Annotated in this window: 17 protein-coding genes; 15 read left to right on the top strand and 2 right to left on the bottom strand. The window is 70.3% G+C overall.

Annotated elements, in window-relative coordinates; genetic code table 11:
• Window positions 1–44 precede the first annotated feature (44 nt).
• Genes aroC through ACZ1DY_RS16215 form a run of 7 tightly spaced genes read left to right on the top strand, consistent with a single transcriptional unit; the run spans window position 45 to window position 6,186 of the window.
• Window positions 45–1,232, top strand: a complete 1,188-nt coding sequence (gene aroC, locus ACZ1DY_RS16185; RefSeq protein WP_465484834.1) for a chorismate synthase — start codon at window positions 45–47, stop codon at window positions 1,230–1,232.
• Entirely contained in the window at window positions 1,229–1,753 is a 525-nt protein-coding gene (locus tag ACZ1DY_RS16190) for a shikimate kinase (protein ID WP_126731707.1), read from the top strand. The genes aroC and ACZ1DY_RS16190 overlap by 4 nt, the downstream gene beginning before the upstream one ends.
• Window positions 1,750–2,172: a hypothetical protein gene (locus ACZ1DY_RS16195; RefSeq protein ID WP_465484835.1), complete on the top strand. Its 423-nt coding sequence runs from the start codon at window positions 1,750–1,752 to the stop codon at window positions 2,170–2,172. Before ACZ1DY_RS16190 ends, ACZ1DY_RS16195 begins: the two co-directional genes overlap by 4 nt.
• A gap of 8 nt (window positions 2,173–2,180) precedes the next feature.
• A complete protein-coding gene (aroB, locus tag ACZ1DY_RS16200; protein ID WP_034311646.1) occupies window positions 2,181–3,290 on the top strand; it encodes a 3-dehydroquinate synthase in 1,110 nt (369 codons plus the stop codon).
• Window positions 3,287–3,718 (top strand): type II 3-dehydroquinate dehydratase, encoded by a 432-nt coding sequence (aroQ, locus tag ACZ1DY_RS16205; RefSeq protein WP_219153084.1) that lies wholly within the window; start codon window positions 3,287–3,289, stop codon window positions 3,716–3,718. Before aroB ends, aroQ begins: the two co-directional genes overlap by 4 nt.
• Entirely contained in the window at window positions 3,715–4,641 is a 927-nt protein-coding gene (locus ACZ1DY_RS16210; protein WP_465484836.1) for a GNAT family N-acetyltransferase, read from the top strand. The genes aroQ and ACZ1DY_RS16210 overlap by 4 nt, the downstream gene beginning before the upstream one ends.
• 21 nt (window positions 4,642–4,662) lie before the next feature.
• Window positions 4,663–6,186, top strand: coding sequence for a glycoside hydrolase family protein (locus tag ACZ1DY_RS16215; protein WP_465484837.1), 1,524 nt, complete (start codon window positions 4,663–4,665; stop codon window positions 6,184–6,186).
• On the opposite strand, the gene ACZ1DY_RS16220 is transcribed toward ACZ1DY_RS16215, so the two are convergent.
• Window positions 6,141–6,578 carry a B-4DMT family transporter gene (locus ACZ1DY_RS16220; protein WP_257487750.1) on the bottom strand — a complete coding sequence of 146 codons (438 nt, stop codon included), beginning with the start codon at window positions 6,576–6,578 and terminating at the stop codon, window positions 6,141–6,143. The two genes, ACZ1DY_RS16215 and ACZ1DY_RS16220, sit on opposite strands and share 46 nt — an antisense overlap.
• A gap of 293 nt (window positions 6,579–6,871) precedes the next feature.
• Here ACZ1DY_RS16220 and ACZ1DY_RS16225 point away from each other — a divergent pair, with 293 nt between their 5' ends.
• The 3 genes from ACZ1DY_RS16225 to nusB are packed head-to-tail and all read left to right on the top strand — an operon-like array spanning window position 6,872 to window position 9,029.
• Window positions 6,872–7,963, top strand: coding sequence for a M24 family metallopeptidase (locus tag ACZ1DY_RS16225; protein WP_126731716.1), 1,092 nt, complete (start codon window positions 6,872–6,874; stop codon window positions 7,961–7,963).
• A 38-nt stretch (window positions 7,964–8,001) separates the two neighbouring features.
• Window positions 8,002–8,565, top strand: coding sequence for an elongation factor P (efp, locus tag ACZ1DY_RS16230; protein WP_007029629.1), 564 nt, complete (start codon window positions 8,002–8,004; stop codon window positions 8,563–8,565).
• A complete protein-coding gene (gene nusB, locus ACZ1DY_RS16235) occupies window positions 8,565–9,029 on the top strand; it encodes a transcription antitermination factor NusB (protein WP_005152382.1) in 465 nt (154 codons plus the stop codon). Before efp ends, nusB begins: the two co-directional genes overlap by 1 nt.
• 110 nt (window positions 9,030–9,139) lie before the next feature.
• Here nusB and bldD read toward each other — a convergent pair whose 3' ends face one another.
• Window positions 9,140–9,628, bottom strand: coding sequence for a transcriptional regulator BldD (gene bldD, locus ACZ1DY_RS16240; RefSeq protein WP_003096372.1), 489 nt, complete (start codon window positions 9,626–9,628; stop codon window positions 9,140–9,142).
• A gap of 260 nt (window positions 9,629–9,888) precedes the next feature.
• On the opposite strand from bldD, the gene pyrR reads away from it, so the two are divergent.
• From pyrR to carA, 5 genes are read left to right on the top strand one after another with little or no spacing between them, the layout of a single operon-like run.
• Complete coding sequence (gene pyrR, locus ACZ1DY_RS16245; protein ID WP_126731718.1) at window positions 9,889–10,482, top strand: bifunctional pyr operon transcriptional regulator/uracil phosphoribosyltransferase PyrR; 594 nt, start codon at window positions 9,889–9,891, stop codon at window positions 10,480–10,482.
• Window positions 10,482–11,414 (top strand): aspartate carbamoyltransferase catalytic subunit, encoded by a 933-nt coding sequence (locus ACZ1DY_RS16250; RefSeq protein WP_034311667.1) that lies wholly within the window; start codon window positions 10,482–10,484, stop codon window positions 11,412–11,414. The genes pyrR and ACZ1DY_RS16250 overlap by 1 nt, the downstream gene beginning before the upstream one ends.
• Window positions 11,411–12,703: a dihydroorotase gene (locus ACZ1DY_RS16255; RefSeq protein ID WP_465484838.1), complete on the top strand. Its 1,293-nt coding sequence runs from the start codon at window positions 11,411–11,413 to the stop codon at window positions 12,701–12,703. The genes ACZ1DY_RS16250 and ACZ1DY_RS16255 overlap by 4 nt, the downstream gene beginning before the upstream one ends.
• The gene (locus ACZ1DY_RS16260; protein ID WP_126731721.1) at window positions 12,700–13,209 is read left to right on the top strand and encodes a PH-like domain-containing protein; all 510 of its coding nucleotides are present in this window, start codon (window positions 12,700–12,702) and stop codon (window positions 13,207–13,209) included. The genes ACZ1DY_RS16255 and ACZ1DY_RS16260 overlap by 4 nt, the downstream gene beginning before the upstream one ends.
• Window positions 13,209–14,357: a glutamine-hydrolyzing carbamoyl-phosphate synthase small subunit gene (carA, locus tag ACZ1DY_RS16265; RefSeq protein WP_465484839.1), complete on the top strand. Its 1,149-nt coding sequence runs from the start codon at window positions 13,209–13,211 to the stop codon at window positions 14,355–14,357. Before ACZ1DY_RS16260 ends, carA begins: the two co-directional genes overlap by 1 nt.
• Window positions 14,358–14,458: the final 101 nt, after the last annotated feature.

The following is a 14,458-nucleotide window of genomic DNA, read 5'->3' on the forward strand; positions in this document are numbered from 1 at the left end:
GGCCTGTACCCGGAGAGAGAGGAGGTTGTGACAGGATCTATCAGGTGTTGCGCTGGATAACCGCAGGGGAATCGCACGGACCCGCCCTCGCCGCCATCCTGGAAGGGATGCCCGCCGGGGTCGAGGTCACCACCGCCGAAGTGGGCGAGCAGCTCGCGCGCCGGCGGCTCGGCTTCGGCCGCAGCCCCCGGATGGGCTTCGAGACCGACCACATCGAGTTCACCGGCGGCGTCCGGCACGGGCTCACCCAGGGTGGCCCCGTAGCGGTCCAGATCGAGAACGCCGAGTGGCCCAAGTGGGAGAAGGTCATGTCGGCCGATCCCGTGCCCGCCGAGGAGCTGGAAGGCCTCGCGCGCAACGAGCCGCTGACGCGTCCCCGGCCCGGCCACGCGGATCTGCCCGGGATGCAGAAGTACGGCTTCCCGGAGGCCCGTCCGGTGCTGGAGCGCGCGAGCGCCCGCGAGACGGCGTCCCGCACGGCGCTCGGCACGGTGGCCCGCGCGTACCTCAAGCAGCTGCTCGGGGTCGAGATCCTCAGCCACGTCGTGTCCATCGGCGGCGCGTCGGCGCCCGACGGCCCGTTGCCGGTGCCCTCGGACCTGCCCGCCATCGACGAGAGCCCGGTCCGCGCCTTCGGCCAGGAGGGGACCGACGCGATGGTCGCCGAGGTCGACGCCGTGCGGAAGGCGGGTGACACCGTCGGCGGCGTGATCGAGGTGATCGCCTACGGCCTGCCGCCGGGCCTCGGCTCGCACGTCCACTGGGACCGCAGGCTCGACGCCCGTCTCGCCGGCGCGCTCATGGGCGTCCAGGCGATGAAGGGTGTGGAGGTCGGCGACGGCTTCACCACGGCCAAGCGCTGGGGCAGCCAGGCCCACGACGAGATCGACCGCGGCACCGGTCCGGTCGGGGTGACCCGCCGGTCCAACCGCGCGGGCGGCCTCGAAGGCGGCATCACCAACGGCGAGCCGCTGCGCGTGCGCGTCGCCATGAAGCCGATCTCGACCGTTCCCAAGGCACTGTCCACTGTGGATGTCACCACCGGCGAACCCGCGGTCGCCATCCACCAGCGTTCCGACGTCTGCGCGGTGCCCCGGGCCGGGGTCGTGCTGGAGTCGGTGGTCGCGCTGGTGCTCGCGGACGCCGCGCTGGAGAAGTTCGGCGGCGACTCGCTGGCCGAGGGCAAGCGCAACGCCGAGGCCTACCTGAAGGCGCTCGAGGAGCGCTGGTGACTCCTCGCGCGGTGATCATCGGGCCGCCGGGCTCGGGCAAGAGCACGGTCGGCCCGGCGCTCGCCGCCCGGCTCGGTCTCGCGTTCCGCGACAGCGACGACGACATCGTCGCGAGCGCGGGCAAGCCCATCACCGACATCTTCGCCGAGGAGGGCGAGCCCGCCTTCCGCGCGCTGGAGGAGGAGATGGTCGCGAAGGCCCTGGCCGAGCACGAAGGCGTCCTCTCGCTGGGCGGGGGAGCGCCGATCACGCCGGGCACCCGGGAACGGCTGGCCGGGCACACCGTGATCTTCCTGAACGTCGGGATGGCCGCGGGCGTCCAGCGCGCCGGGCTCTCGACCGCGCGCCCGCTGCTGGCCGGGGTGAACCCCCGTGCCACGTACAAGGCGCTCCTCGACGCGCGTCTGCCGGTGTACCGCGAGGTGGCCACGTTCGAGATCGAGACCGACCGCCTGACCGCCGACGAGGTCGTCGAGGCCGCCGTCATCGGACTGACCGAGATCAGCAAGGACCGAGCATGAAGCGCACCACCTCCGGCGTACTGCTCGCCGTCGTGGCCCTGACCTTGACCGCGTGCGGCGAGGAGAAGCAGCCAGCGGGAGCCGACGTCGTCCAGACCGGAGCGGCCACCACCGGCGTGCCCGCGTCGGCCGCTCCGGAAGCGGATGTGGCGGCCGACGTCAAGGTCACCAAATGCGACAGCAACAGCTACACCCCGAAGATCACCATCGAGGTCACGAACAGCACCGCGGAAGACGCGCGGTACGCCGTCACCATCGCGATCAAGGACGCCGACGGCAAGCCCTCCGGTGAGGCGCTGTTCGCGAAGAACCGGATGACGCCCGGCCAGACGGTGACCGAAGAGATCCCGGGGGACACCCCGGTCAAGGGCAAGATCACCTGCGAGGTCGCGAGGGCCAAGCGGCTTCCGCCGAAGTGAGGGGAACGATGACCGAGCCGGTCCGCATCACCGTCAACACCGCCAAGCCTTACGACGTCGTCATCGGCCGCGGCCTGCTGGGCGAGCTCACCGAGCAGCTCGCCGACGCCTCCAAGGTCGCGCTGATCCACCCGCCGACGCTGACGACCACCGCCGAGGCCATCCGCGACGAACTGGCCGAGGCCGGGATCGACGCGCACCGCGTCGAGATCCCCGACGCCGAGGACGGCAAGGCGCTCACCGTCGCCAGCTTCTGCTGGGAGGTACTCGGCCGCATCGGTCTCGACCGCCAGGGCGTGGTCGTCGGGCTCGGCGGCGGCGCCGTGACCGACCTCGCCGGGTTCGTCGCCGCCACCTGGATGCGCGGCGTCCGCCTGGTCAACGTGCCCACCACGCTGCTGGGCATGGTCGACGCCTCCCTCGGCGGCAAGACCGGCATCAACACCGAGGCCGGCAAGAACCTGGTCGGCGTCTTCCACGAGCCGAGCGCGGTCCTCGTCGACCTCGCGACGCTGGAAACGTTGCCCCCCAATGAACTCGTCGCCGGAATGGCCGAGGTGGTCAAGGCCGGTTTCATCGCCGACCCCCGCATCGTCGAGCTCGTCGAGCAGGACCCCGCGGCGGCGCTGGACACCACCGGCGAGGTCCTCGGCGAACTGGTCCGCCGCTCGATCCAGGTCAAGGCCGACGTCGTCGCCGCGGATCTGCGCGAGTCTGATCTGCGCGAGATCCTCAACTACGGCCACACACTCGCCCACGCCATCGAGCGCCGCGAGCGGTACCGGTGGCGCCACGGCGCGGCGGTCAGCGTCGGCCTGGTGTTCGCCGCCGAACTCGCGCGCCTGGCCGGCCGTCTCGACGACGCCACCGCCGAGCGGCACTCGAAGGTGCTCAAACTGCTGGGCCTGCCGACCACTTACGACCCGGACGCGCTCCCGCAATTGCTGGAGACGATGAAGGGCGACAAGAAGACCCGGTCGGGCGTGCTGCGCTTCGTCGTCCTCGACGGACTGGCGAAACCCGGCAGGCTGGAGGGCCCGGACCCGTCGCTGCTCGCCGCCGCGTACTCGGTGGTGGCCGGTGAAGCCCCCAAGCCCGGTGGGAGCGTGCTGCTGTGAAGGTGCTCGTCCTCAACGGCCCCAACCTCGGCAGGCTCGGCCTGCGTGAGCCCGGGATCTACGGTTCGGCCACGCACGCGGATCTGGTGTCCACCTGCGTCGAAACCGGCAAGGAGCTGGGGATCGACGTCGAGGTCCGGCAGACCGACCACGAGGGCGAGATGGTCGGCTGGCTGCACGAGGCCGCCGACGCGGGGTGGCCGGTGGTGCTCAACGCCGCCGCCTGGACGCACTACTCGATCGCGGTCCGCGACGCCGCCGCCCAGCTCAAGGCGCCGCTGATCGAGCTGCACATCTCCAACGTGCACAAGCGTGAGCAGTTCAGGCACCACAGCGTGCTGTCGGATATCGCCACCGCCGTGATCGCCGGGCTCGGGGTCGACGGTTACCCGCTCGCCCTGCGCTGGATGGCCGCGAACGCGGCATGAACAACCCGCCCACGCTTGAGACCGCGAGGCTGCGGTTGCGCGCGCTGACGGAGGCGGACACCGACGCGATCATCAAGCTCTTCGCCGATCCGGCGATGAGCGCGCATTTCGCGGTACCGCTCACCGAGCCGGACCGGGTCCGCGAGATGGTCGGCCGCAGGTTGTCCTACGACGGCCCGGCGGGCATGGGGCACTGGGCGATCGAACGCGACGGCGAGGTGATCGGCCTCGCGCATCTGCGGCCCTCGCAGGAGCTGCCCGGCGACGTGCCGGAGATCGGCTATTACCTTTCGCGCGCGCACGGCGGGCAGGGCCTCGCGACCGAGGCCGCGAAGGCCCTGCTGGAGCACGGCCTCGTCGGGCTCGGCCTCTCCTCGGTGTGGGCGCTGGTCGGCGAGTCCAATGTGTCCAGTCAGAACCTGGTGCGGCGCTTGGGTTTTCTCGACGTCGGTGGTGGTGACCACTACGGCAGCGGGCCGCATCGGGTCTTCGTCGCGCTGCCTTCGGACCACGGCCGCGCGCACCACATCGAGCTGTGGGTGCCCGATCTCGGGCGCGCGGAGGAGAGCTGGGGCTGGCTGCTCGGCGAGCTCGGCTGGCGGGAGTTCCAGCGCTGGCCCGCCGGGGTCAGCTGGAAACACGGCGCGACGTATCTGGTCGTCGAGCGTTCTCCCGCGCTCAGCGGGGAGAAGCACGAGCGCACCGCCCCGGGCCTGAACCATCTCGCCTTGCACGTCGAGTCACGCGATCGGGTGGACGAACTGGCCGCGAAGGCGCTCGAACACGGCTGGTCGCCGATGTTCGCGGACAAATATCCGTATGCGGGCGGTGACCATCACTACGCCGCCTACCTCGAAAACGCCGACGGCTTCGAAGTGGAACTGGTCGCTCTCCCGGGTACTGAGGTCACTCGACCGGATTAAGCCTCGCTACACTCGGCCATCATGCGCCTTTTTCGAGGGGGTCGGCGACCCGCCCGTGCCGTCGTGGCCCTTCTCGCGGCCGGCGCGGTCCTCGCGGCGTGCAGCGACGGCACGGTGCAGTCCCAGGCCGACGGCAAGGGCGGCGGGATCGGCGGGGCCCAGCAGGCTCCCAAGGAAAAGCCGCGCCCGATGGACGTCGAGCTGGTGACGAGCGATCCCCGGGCCAGCGGCGGCGTGGTGGCCGCGGGCGATCAGGACGCGGTCTACAACTACAGCCCGACCGTGATGCGGGAGGGCGGCAAACTCAAGATGTGGTGGTGCAGCCAGTACGGCAGCGCCCAGCCGCCCGGTGACGACGTCCTCTACGCGCAGTCGCCCTCGCTCGACGGTCCGTTCACCGGCCCGTCCGGTGGTGGCCCGGCGGCGGTGTTCTCGGGCGCGCCCGGCGGTTTCGACGGTATGCACACCTGCGATCCGTCGGTGATCAAGGTCGGCTCGACCTACTACATGTATTACACCGGCGCGGCGGGCGACCACGCGCTCGGCAACTCGATCGGCCTCGCGACCAGCTCCGACGGCCTCACCTGGACGCGGGCGGCCGGCGGGAAGCCGATCATCGGGCCGTCGCACGACGTGCACCGCGACAACGTCTACGGCGCGGGCCAGCCTTCGGCGGTGTACCTCGACGGCTGGTTCTACGTGCTCTTCACCGACACCACGGCGAAGGGCGCCGGATGGAACGGCGCCGGGCAGTTCCTGCTCCGGGCCAAGGACGCGGCGTTCACCCGGAACGTGGAAACGCTGGGGGAGCAGGGCTTCGTCGCCAAACCCGGCACGACCTCGCCGCGCCCCCGTTCCCTGGTCGACGCGTTCAGCACCGACCTGATGTGGGTCGGTTCGCTCGACGCCTTCGTGATCGCGCACGAGACCGAAAAGGGCACCACGCTCACGTTCTGGAACAGGGACTTCACTGCGCAGCCGTACCGGCCAGCGCTCATCCCCGGCGCGTGGAAGGAAGGCCCGGGGCTGGTCCGGCGGCCCGACGGGCACGCGCCGCTCTCCTCGGGCGACGTGTGCGACCGGGTCCCGTTCGACGTCGTCCGCGCCACGGTCATCGGCGGCGCGGCGGCGCCGACCGACCTCAAGCACTTCGGCCTGGACGTCCGCGGTTCACGGGCGTGCGAGGACGAGGCCCGGATCCGGACCTCGTTCGAAGGCGTCGCGATGCCGTCGCCGCAGCGGACCATCGACCTCGTGGCCGGCGGCACCCTGGTGCGGGTCGACCGGCGCTCGGTGGCCGCGGCGCTTGCGGGCGAGGTGCTGAACCAGCGGCTCAAAGCCGTCGACAACCTCCCGCGGACGGCGCGGTTGAGCGCCGGGGCGAGGATGGTGCACGCACCGGGCCGAGGGTTCGGCGTGGTGCTCGACGGCAAGCTCTTCGCGCTGCCGGACGGCAGGACGGCGGTGCTGAACGACTCGGCCGTCGAGACGATCGCCGATCAGGCCTGGGACGGCTTCCCGGCAGGTTTCTCGCTCGCGGGCTGATCGGCCTTGGTGATGCGGCCGCCGACGAACAGGCCGAGCCCGGCCGGGATGAGCACCAGCAGGGCCGAGAAGGCGGCGCCGCCGGTGAGCGCGCCGCCGAGTTCGGAGACGCCGGTCTGGTCGACGAACACCGCGCGGCCGATCACGTACAGCACGCCCGACACCGGGCCGGCGATCAGCGCCGCGATGAACCAGTTCTTGCCGCGTTCGGGTTTGCCCTGCCAGGCGTCCACGGCACCCCAGCCCGCGGCCGCGCCGACCAGGACGGCGAGGGTGAGGGCGGTGACGAGGGTCTTGTCGGTGGGGTTGAAGACCTCGTACTTGGCCAGCACGGTGACGGCCGCGCCGTGCAGCAGCGCCATCACGAGTCCACGAGTCAGCCACGGTGCCATTGGGTGAGTTTAACTCGCCAGTAGCGACCCGTGGGCTCACCACCGGTGGTGGGCGGCCGTCCCTCCGTGAAGGCCTCCTTGCCTACCCTGAAGGTAGTGAAGGAGGCCTTCACGGAATCGGGGACCGCCACATTCGCCCCAGGTACACCAGTAGCCACGATGGATGCGCGTGAAGGCCCCCTTCCCTCGGCTCAGCCGCGTGAAGGGGGCCTTCACGCGGCCGCACGCCACAGTGAACGCAGGCAGCAGGCGGAACGCGTACTGGGAGCGGTCCACCCCCTAAACTCCATCACGTGCGTGAATACTTCTCTCGCCGCCGCGCGGCGCTGCGTTCCCTGCTGGCCGACTCCGGGGTGGACGCGCTGCTGGTCACGGACCTGCTCAACATCAGGTACCTGACCGGCTTCACCGGGTCCAACGCCGCTCTCCTCGTCCACGGGAGCGGCGACGACAAGACGATCTTCTGCACCGACGGGCGCTACACGGTCCAGTCGGCGACGGAAGTGCCCGACCTCGAACGAGTGCTGGACCGCGCGAGCGCGGCGAAGCTCGCCGACCTGGCGGCCGAGAAGAAGTTCGGCAAGACCGGGTTCGAGAGCCAGCACGTCAGCGTCGAGCAGCACGAAGACCTCAAGGTCCGCTTCGACCGCGTCGAGCTGGTCCGGACGCCTGGGCTCGTCGAGCAGCTGCGGCTGGTCAAGGACGAGCAGGAGATCGAAGCGCTGCGCCAGGCATGCGCGGCGGCCGACCGGGCGCTGGAGGACCTGGTGTCCGCCGGCGGGCTCCGGCCGGGCCGCACCGAGCTGGACGTCGCCCGCGACCTCGAGAACCGCATGCTCGGCCACGGCTCGACCGGCCCTTCGTTCGACACGATCGTCGCGGCGGGCGCCAACTCCGCGATCCCGCACCACCGGCCCACCCCGGCCGTGCTCGCGACCGGCGATTTCGTCAAGATCGACTTCGGTGCCACGGTCGACGGCTACCACTCCGACATGACCCGCACGTTCGTCCTCGGCAAGCCGGCGGCCTGGCAGGAGGAGATCTACGAGCTGGTCCAGCGCGCGCAGGCGGCGGGCTGTGACGCCGTCCTCCCCGGCGCCGAAGTGTCCGAAGTGGACAAGGCGGCCCGCGGCGTGATCGTCGGCGCGGGGCGCGGCGAGGAGTTCGGCCACGGTCTCGGCCACGGCGTCGGGCTGCAGGTGCACGAGGCGCCCAGCCTGGCCGCGACCGGCGTCGGTACACTGTCCGCCGGTATGGCCGTCACCGTCGAACCTGGTGTGTATCTGCCCGGACGCGGAGGCGTGCGCATCGAGGACACGCTGGTCGTGCGGGAAGGTACGCCCGAACTCCTCACGCTGAGCACCAAGGAACTCGTGGTCGTCTGACGGCGGCCCGGAAGATCGACACAGGAGACTGCACACTCGTGGCCACCACCAACGACCTGAAGAACGGGCTCGTCCTCAACCTCGACGGCCAGCTCTGGACCGTCACCGCGTTCCAGCACGTCAAGCCGGGCAAGGGCGGCGCGTTCGTCCGCACGACGCTCAAGCACGTGCTGACCGGCAAGGTCGTCGACAAGACCTTCAACGCGGGCACGAAGGTCGATACGGCCACCGTCGACCGCCGCAACATGACCTACCTGTACAAGGAGGGTCAGGACTTCGTGTTCATGGACGCGGAGACCTACGACCAGATCACCGTGCTGGCCGAGACCGTCGGCGACAACGCGAACTACCTCCTCGAGAACACCGAGGTCCAGGTCGCGGTGCACGAGGGTGTCCCGCTGTACATCGAGCTGCCCACCTCGGTCGAGCTCGTCGTCCAGCACACCGACCCCGGCCTGCAGGGCGACCGCTCCACCGGTGGCACCAAGCCCGCCACCCTGGAGACCGGCGCCGAGATCCAGGTGCCGCTGTTCCTCACCACGGGCGAGAAGATCAAGGTCGACACCCGTGACGGCCGCTACCTGGGCCGCGTCTCCAGCTGATGGCCGGTTCAGACAAGTCCGGCAAGTCCCCGAACCGCGGCGGGCCGATCAGCCGTCGTCAGGCCCGCAAGCGCGCGGTCGAGATGATGTACGAAGCCGCCCAGCGCGGTGCCGACGCGGTGACGCTGCTGGCGGACCGGGTCGGTTCGGTCGAGGTCGACCCGATCGCGGACTACACGATCTCGCTGGTCGAGGGCGTCACCGGCCGCAAGACCCAGATCGACGAGCTGCTCTCCGAGCACGCTCAGGGCTGGACGCTGGACCGGATGCCGCCGGTGGACCTGGCGGTGCTCCGCGTCGGCGTCTACGAGCTGCTGTGGGCCGAAGACGTGCCGGACCCGGTCGCCATCGACGAGGCCGTCGGGCTGGCGAAGGAGCTGTCGACCGACGACTCGCCGCGCTTCGTGAACGGCGTGCTCGGCCGGATCGGCACGATCGCCGACAGGCTCCGCGCGGTCCTGTAGGAAGACGTACTACAACGGGCCGTGTCCTCTGCCGAGGGCACGGCCCGTTCTCGTGCTCGGTGGTGCCGGTTGGCGTTTCCGGTCCCCCCGGACCGAAAACGACGCCATCTCTAGTCCTCTTTGGACGGTCGAGCCTCGGGCGGCAGCACACCCCAGTCGATCAGCTGCTCGGTGAGCTCCCCGGGGGTCATGTCGTAGATGATCGCCAGCGAACGGAGGTCCTCGGTGCGGATCGAGAGCACCTTGCCGTTGTAGTCGCCGCGCTGGCTCTGGATGGTGGCCGCGTAGCGGGCGAGCGGCCCGACCTTCTCCGCCGGGAGCTGCTGCAGACGCTCCAGGTTGATGACGATCTTCGTGGCGGGCTCGGCACCCGACGGCACCCGGCCCTCCGGCAGCAGCTCGACCACCGGCACGCCGTAGAAGTCGGCGAGCTCGGCGAGCTTCTGCACGGTGACGGCGCGGTCCCCGCGCTCGTACGAACCGACGACGACGGCCTTCCAGCGGCCTCCGGACTTCTGCTCGACCCCGTGCAGGGACAGGCCCTGCTGCTGGCGGATCCCGCGGAGCTTGGCCCCGAGCGCCTTGGCGTAATCGCCCATCTGGTGGTTCTCCGTTTCCTCACCCCCAACCGGTCGAGGTGACCGATCCAGGGGACTCCTAGAGTCGAATACTCAGAGTAATGGTTACGCATAGTTGTCACCAGGTCAAGCGGGTGCTTTCGAGAGGCCTTCGTCACCTGGGGCGCGCCACTCGTAAGAATGAGCGTCCGCTCCTGCTAGTGTCGGTTCGATTTCCTCGCCAAGCAGGAAGTCGACGTCCTTTAAGGACCCGTCCAGAGAGGCGGGGAAGGAGGTCCGCCTTGTCGTCACGCCCGCGTGGCGCGGCGGAACCGGCGGGAGAGCGCGAGCTGCTCTCGTCCGGCGATGTCGCGCGCACGATCGCCCGAATGGCCCACCAGGTCATCGAGAAGACCGCTCTCGGTGCCGGTGGCTCGACTCCGCCCGTGTTGCTGGGCATCCCCACCCGGGGGACCCCGCTCGCCCTGCGGCTCGCGGACAAGATCGCCGAGTTCTCCGGCATCCGTCCGCCCACCGGCGCGCTGGACATCACGCTCTACCGTGATGATCTCCGCCGCCGCCCGCCCCGCGCGCTCGAACATTCGCAGCTGCCGCCGACCGGTATCGACGACGCGGTGGTGATCCTGGTCGACGACGTGCTGTTCTCCGGCCGCACCATCCGCGCCGCCCTCGACGCCCTGCGCGACCACGGCCGCCCGCGCGCGGTCCAGCTGGCCGTGCTGGTCGACCGCGGCCACCGCGAACTGCCGATCCGCGCCGACTACGTGGGCAAGAACGTGCCCACCTCGCGCGCCGAAGGGATCGAGGTCCTGCTGTCCGAAGTGGACGGACGGGACTCGGTTCTGCTTCGCGCGCAACCAGAAGGAGATCGATAGTGAAGCACCTGCTCGCCACCGACGGGCTCGACCCGGCGCTCGCGACAGCCGTGCTGGACACCGCGGAAGAGCTCAAGCACACCTTGCTGGGCCGCGAGGTCCGCAAACTGCCGACGTTGCGCGGCCGCACCGTCATCACGCTGTTCTACGAGAACTCGACCCGCACCCGTGTCTCGTTCGAGATCGCGGGGAAGTGGATGAGCGCCGACGTGATCAACGTCTCCGCGTCCAGTTCCTCGGTCAACAAGGGCGAATCGCTGCGGGACACCGCGCTGACGCTGGCCGCGGCCGGTGCCGACTGCGTGATCATCCGGCACCCCGCCTCCGGTGCGGCGCAGCGGCTTTCGGGCTGGCTCGCCGAAGCGGGGACGGCGGTCGTCAACGCCGGGGACGGCACCCACGAGCATCCGACGCAGGCGCTTCTCGACGCGGCCACGCTGCGGGAGCGCCTCGGTTCCTTCGAGGGCCGCCGCATCGGGATCGTCGGCGACGTCCTGCACAGCCGGGTCGCGCGGTCGAACATCCACCTGCTCTCCTCGCTGGGCGCGGAGGTGGTGCTCGTCGCGCCGCCGACGCTGCTGCCGGCGGGAGTGGAGAGCCTGCCGGTCACCGTGTCGCACGAACTCGACGCCGAACTGCCCGCGCTCGACGCGGTCATGATGCTGCGGGTCCAGGCCGAACGCATGCACGGGGGCTTTTTCCCGAGCGCGCGCGAGTACTCGATCGCCTACGGTCTCAACGAACGGCGGATGAAGCTGCTGCCCGAGCACGCCGTCGTCCTGCACCCCGGCCCGATGCTGCGCGGGATGGAGATCGCCTCGGCGGTCGCCGACTCCCCGGCCTCGGCCATCACCGAACAGGTCCGCAACGGCGTCCACGTGCGCATGGCGGTCCTTTACCACTTGCTCGCCAGTGAAGGAGCCGCTGCATGACCACCGTCCTGATCAAGGGCGCCCGACCCTACGGCGAGGGCGATCCGGTCGACGTGCTCGTCGAGGACGGGGTCATCACCGACATCGGTTCGCTCGACGCGCCAGAAGAAGCCGAAGTGATCGACGCGGGCGGCCAGGTGCTGCTGCCCGGTTTCGTCGACCTGCACACCCACCTGCGCGAACCGGGGCGGGAGGACACCGAGACGATCGCCACCGGTTCGGCCGCGGCCGCGCTCGGCGGCTACACCGCGGTGTTCGCCATGGCCAACACCGACCCGGTGGCCGACAACGCGGTGATCGTCGACCACGTGTGGCGGCGCGGCCAGGAGGCCGGGCTGGTCGACGTGCACCCGGTCGGCGCGGTCACCGTGGGGCTCAAGGGCGAGAAGCTCGCCGAACTGGGCACCATGGCGAAATCCGAAGCCCGGGTGAAGGTGTTCTCCGACGACGGCCTCTGCGTCGCGGACCCGCTGCTCATGCGCCGCGCGCTGGAGTACTCGATGGCGCTCGGCGTGGTCATCGCCCAGCACGCCGAGGAACCGCGGCTGACCGTCGGCGCTCAGGCGCACGAGGGCGAGCAGGCCGCGCGCCTGGGTTACACCGGCTGGCCCGCCTCGGCGGAGGAGTCGATCGTCGCCCGTGACTGCCTGCTCGCCGAGCACGCGAACGCGCGGCTGCACGTCTGCCATGTTTCGACCTCGGGTACCGCGGACATCCTCAAATGGGCCAAGGACCGCGGCACCAAGGTCTCGGCCGAGGTCACCCCGCACCACCTGCTGCTGACCGACGAGCGGCTCGCGACCTACGACCCGGTCAACAAGGTCAACCCGCCGCTGCGCACGGAGTCCGACGCCGAAAAGCTGCGCGCCGCGCTCGCCGAAGGCGTCATCGACTGCGTCGCCACGGACCACGCCCCGCACGCGGTCCAGGACAAGGACTGCGAGTGGAGCTCGGCCCGGCCGGGCATGCTCGGCCTGCAGACCGCGCTGTCGATCGTGGTCGAGACCATGGTCCGCACCGGCCTGCTGGACTGGCGGGGCGTCGCGCGCGTGATGAGCGAACGGCCCGCCGAGATCGGCAACCTGACCGACCACGGCCGTCCGATCGAGGTCGGCGAGCCCGCCAACCTGACGCTGGTGGACCCGGACACCGAATGGACCGTGCGCGGGGCCGAGTTCGCGAGTATCGCGGCGAACACCCCGTACGAAGGAATGCGGCTCCCCGGCGTGGTGACGGCGACGTTGCTGCGCGGGCGGATCACCGCACGGGAAGGGAAGATCGCATCATGAGTGACCGGCTTCTGCTGACCCTGGCGGTCTTCGCCTTCTTCCTGTTCTGCGTCTTCCTGATGTGGCGCGGCTGGCGGCGCAAGTCCCGGGCGCAGAGCGTCCAGGTGCCGCCGTTCCCGGAGATCCCCGCGGAGCCCGGTGAGGCCTTGCTCGAATCGACCGGCCTCTACGTCAGCACGACGACCGCCGGGCACTGGCAGGACCGCGTCGTCACCCGCGGCGCCGGCCTGCGCACCGGCGCGGTGTGGCGCCTGCACGAAGACGGCATCGCCATCGAACGCGGCGGCGCCCCGGACTTCTGGATCCCGCGCGCGTCCGTCACCGGCGTCCGCAAGGACAAGGGGATGGCCGGGAAGGTGATGGGCATCGACGCGCTGCTCGTCGTCACCTGGCTGGCCGGCGACGTCGAACTGGACACCGGATTCCGCGGCGACGACGTCGACGACTATCCACAGTGGATCGAAGCTTTGCAAGACACCCGTAACGACATCAAGGGAGGTGCCTGATGAGCACCGCGAATGGTTCCAGGACCCCCGCAGCGCTGGTCCTGGAGGACGGCCGGGTCTTCCGCGGCTCCGCGTACGGCGCCCGTGGCCGCAGCCTGGGTGAGGCGGTGTTCTGCACCGGGATGACCGGCTACCAGGAGACGCTGACCGACCCCTCCTACCACCGGCAGATCGTGGTCCAGACCGCGCCGCAGATCGGCAACACCGGCTGGAACGACGAGGACGACGAGTCCTCGCGCATCTGGGTCTCGGGCTACGTCGTCCGCGATCCCGCGCGCACCCCGTCCAACTGGCGCTCCAAGCGCACGCTGGACGAGGAACTGGAGCGTCAGGGCGTCGTCGGGATCTCCGAAGTGGACACCCGCACGCTGACCCGGCACCTGCGCGAGCAGGGCGCCATGCGGTCCGGTGTGTTCTCGGGTGACGCGCTGGGCACCGACGAGGAGATGCTCGCGCAGGTGCGGGCGAGCCCGCAGATGAAGGGCGCCGACCTCGCCGGTGAAGTCACCACGAAGCAGGCGTACGTCGTCGAGGCGCGGGGCGAGCGGAAGTTCCGCGTGGCCGCGCTGGATCTGGGCATCAAGTCCAACACCCCGCGCATGATGGCCGCTCGCGGTATCGAGGTGCACGTGCTGCCGTCGTCGTCCACTGTGGACGAACTGCTCGCCGTCGAGGCGGACGGGGTGTTCCTGTCCAACGGCCCCGGCGACCCGGCGACCACCGCGCACGCCACGGAGCTGACGAAAGCGGTGCTGCAGCGGGAGATCCCGCTGTTCGGCATCTGCTTCGGCAACCAGATCCTCGGCCGCGCGCTGGGTCTGGGCACCTACAAGATGCGCTACGGCCACCGCGGCATCAACATCCCGGTGATCGACGTGGCCACCAAACGTGTCGCGATCACCGCGCAGAACCACGGTTTCGCCCTCGAAGGCGAGCCCGGTCAGCGGTTCGAGACGCCGTTCGGCGCCGCGCAGATCTCGCACTACTGCCCGAACGACGACACCGTCGAAGGTGTCCGCGCGTTCGACGTCCCCGCGTTCTCGGTGCAGTACCACCCCGAGGCCGCCGCCGGCCCGCACGACGCGGCCCCCCTGTTCGATGAGTTCGTCGGCTTGATGGACAAGAGCGCGGGGCGGGGAAATGGCTGACCAGGTGAGCGGCCACGACGGCGCGCACTGGCCGAAGGCCTCGCGAACGTGGAGGCGGGCCGCCTTCGGCGCGGACCGCAACGGAATTCAAGAACTCACGG

Source organism: Amycolatopsis sp. PSD-21, from assembly GCF_055561455.1.

What these genes read in the sequence shown, in the direction of transcription:
- ACZ1DY_RS16195 (WP_465484835.1), top strand. Translation starts at nt 1,750, where the DNA reads ATGAAGCGCACCACCTCCGGCGTACTGCTCGCCGTCGTGGCCCTGACC.
- aroB (WP_034311646.1), top strand. Translation starts at nt 2,181, where the DNA reads ATGACCGAGCCGGTCCGCATCACCGTCAACACCGCCAAGCCTTACGAC.
- ACZ1DY_RS16210 (WP_465484836.1), top strand. Translation starts at nt 3,715, where the DNA reads ATGAACAACCCGCCCACGCTTGAGACCGCGAGGCTGCGGTTGCGCGCG.
- ACZ1DY_RS16215 (WP_465484837.1), top strand. Translation starts at nt 4,663, where the DNA reads ATGCGCCTTTTTCGAGGGGGTCGGCGACCCGCCCGTGCCGTCGTGGCC.
- ACZ1DY_RS16220 (WP_257487750.1), bottom strand. Translation starts at nt 6,578, where the DNA reads ATGGCACCGTGGCTGACTCGTGGACTCGTGATGGCGCTGCTGCACGGC.
- nusB (WP_005152382.1), top strand. Translation starts at nt 8,565, where the DNA reads ATGGCCGGTTCAGACAAGTCCGGCAAGTCCCCGAACCGCGGCGGGCCG.
- bldD (WP_003096372.1), bottom strand. Translation starts at nt 9,628, where the DNA reads ATGGGCGATTACGCCAAGGCGCTCGGGGCCAAGCTCCGCGGGATCCGC.
- ACZ1DY_RS16255 (WP_465484838.1), top strand. Translation starts at nt 11,411, where the DNA reads ATGACCACCGTCCTGATCAAGGGCGCCCGACCCTACGGCGAGGGCGAT.
- ACZ1DY_RS16260 (WP_126731721.1), top strand. Translation starts at nt 12,700, where the DNA reads ATGAGTGACCGGCTTCTGCTGACCCTGGCGGTCTTCGCCTTCTTCCTG.
- carA (WP_465484839.1), top strand. Translation starts at nt 13,209, where the DNA reads ATGAGCACCGCGAATGGTTCCAGGACCCCCGCAGCGCTGGTCCTGGAG.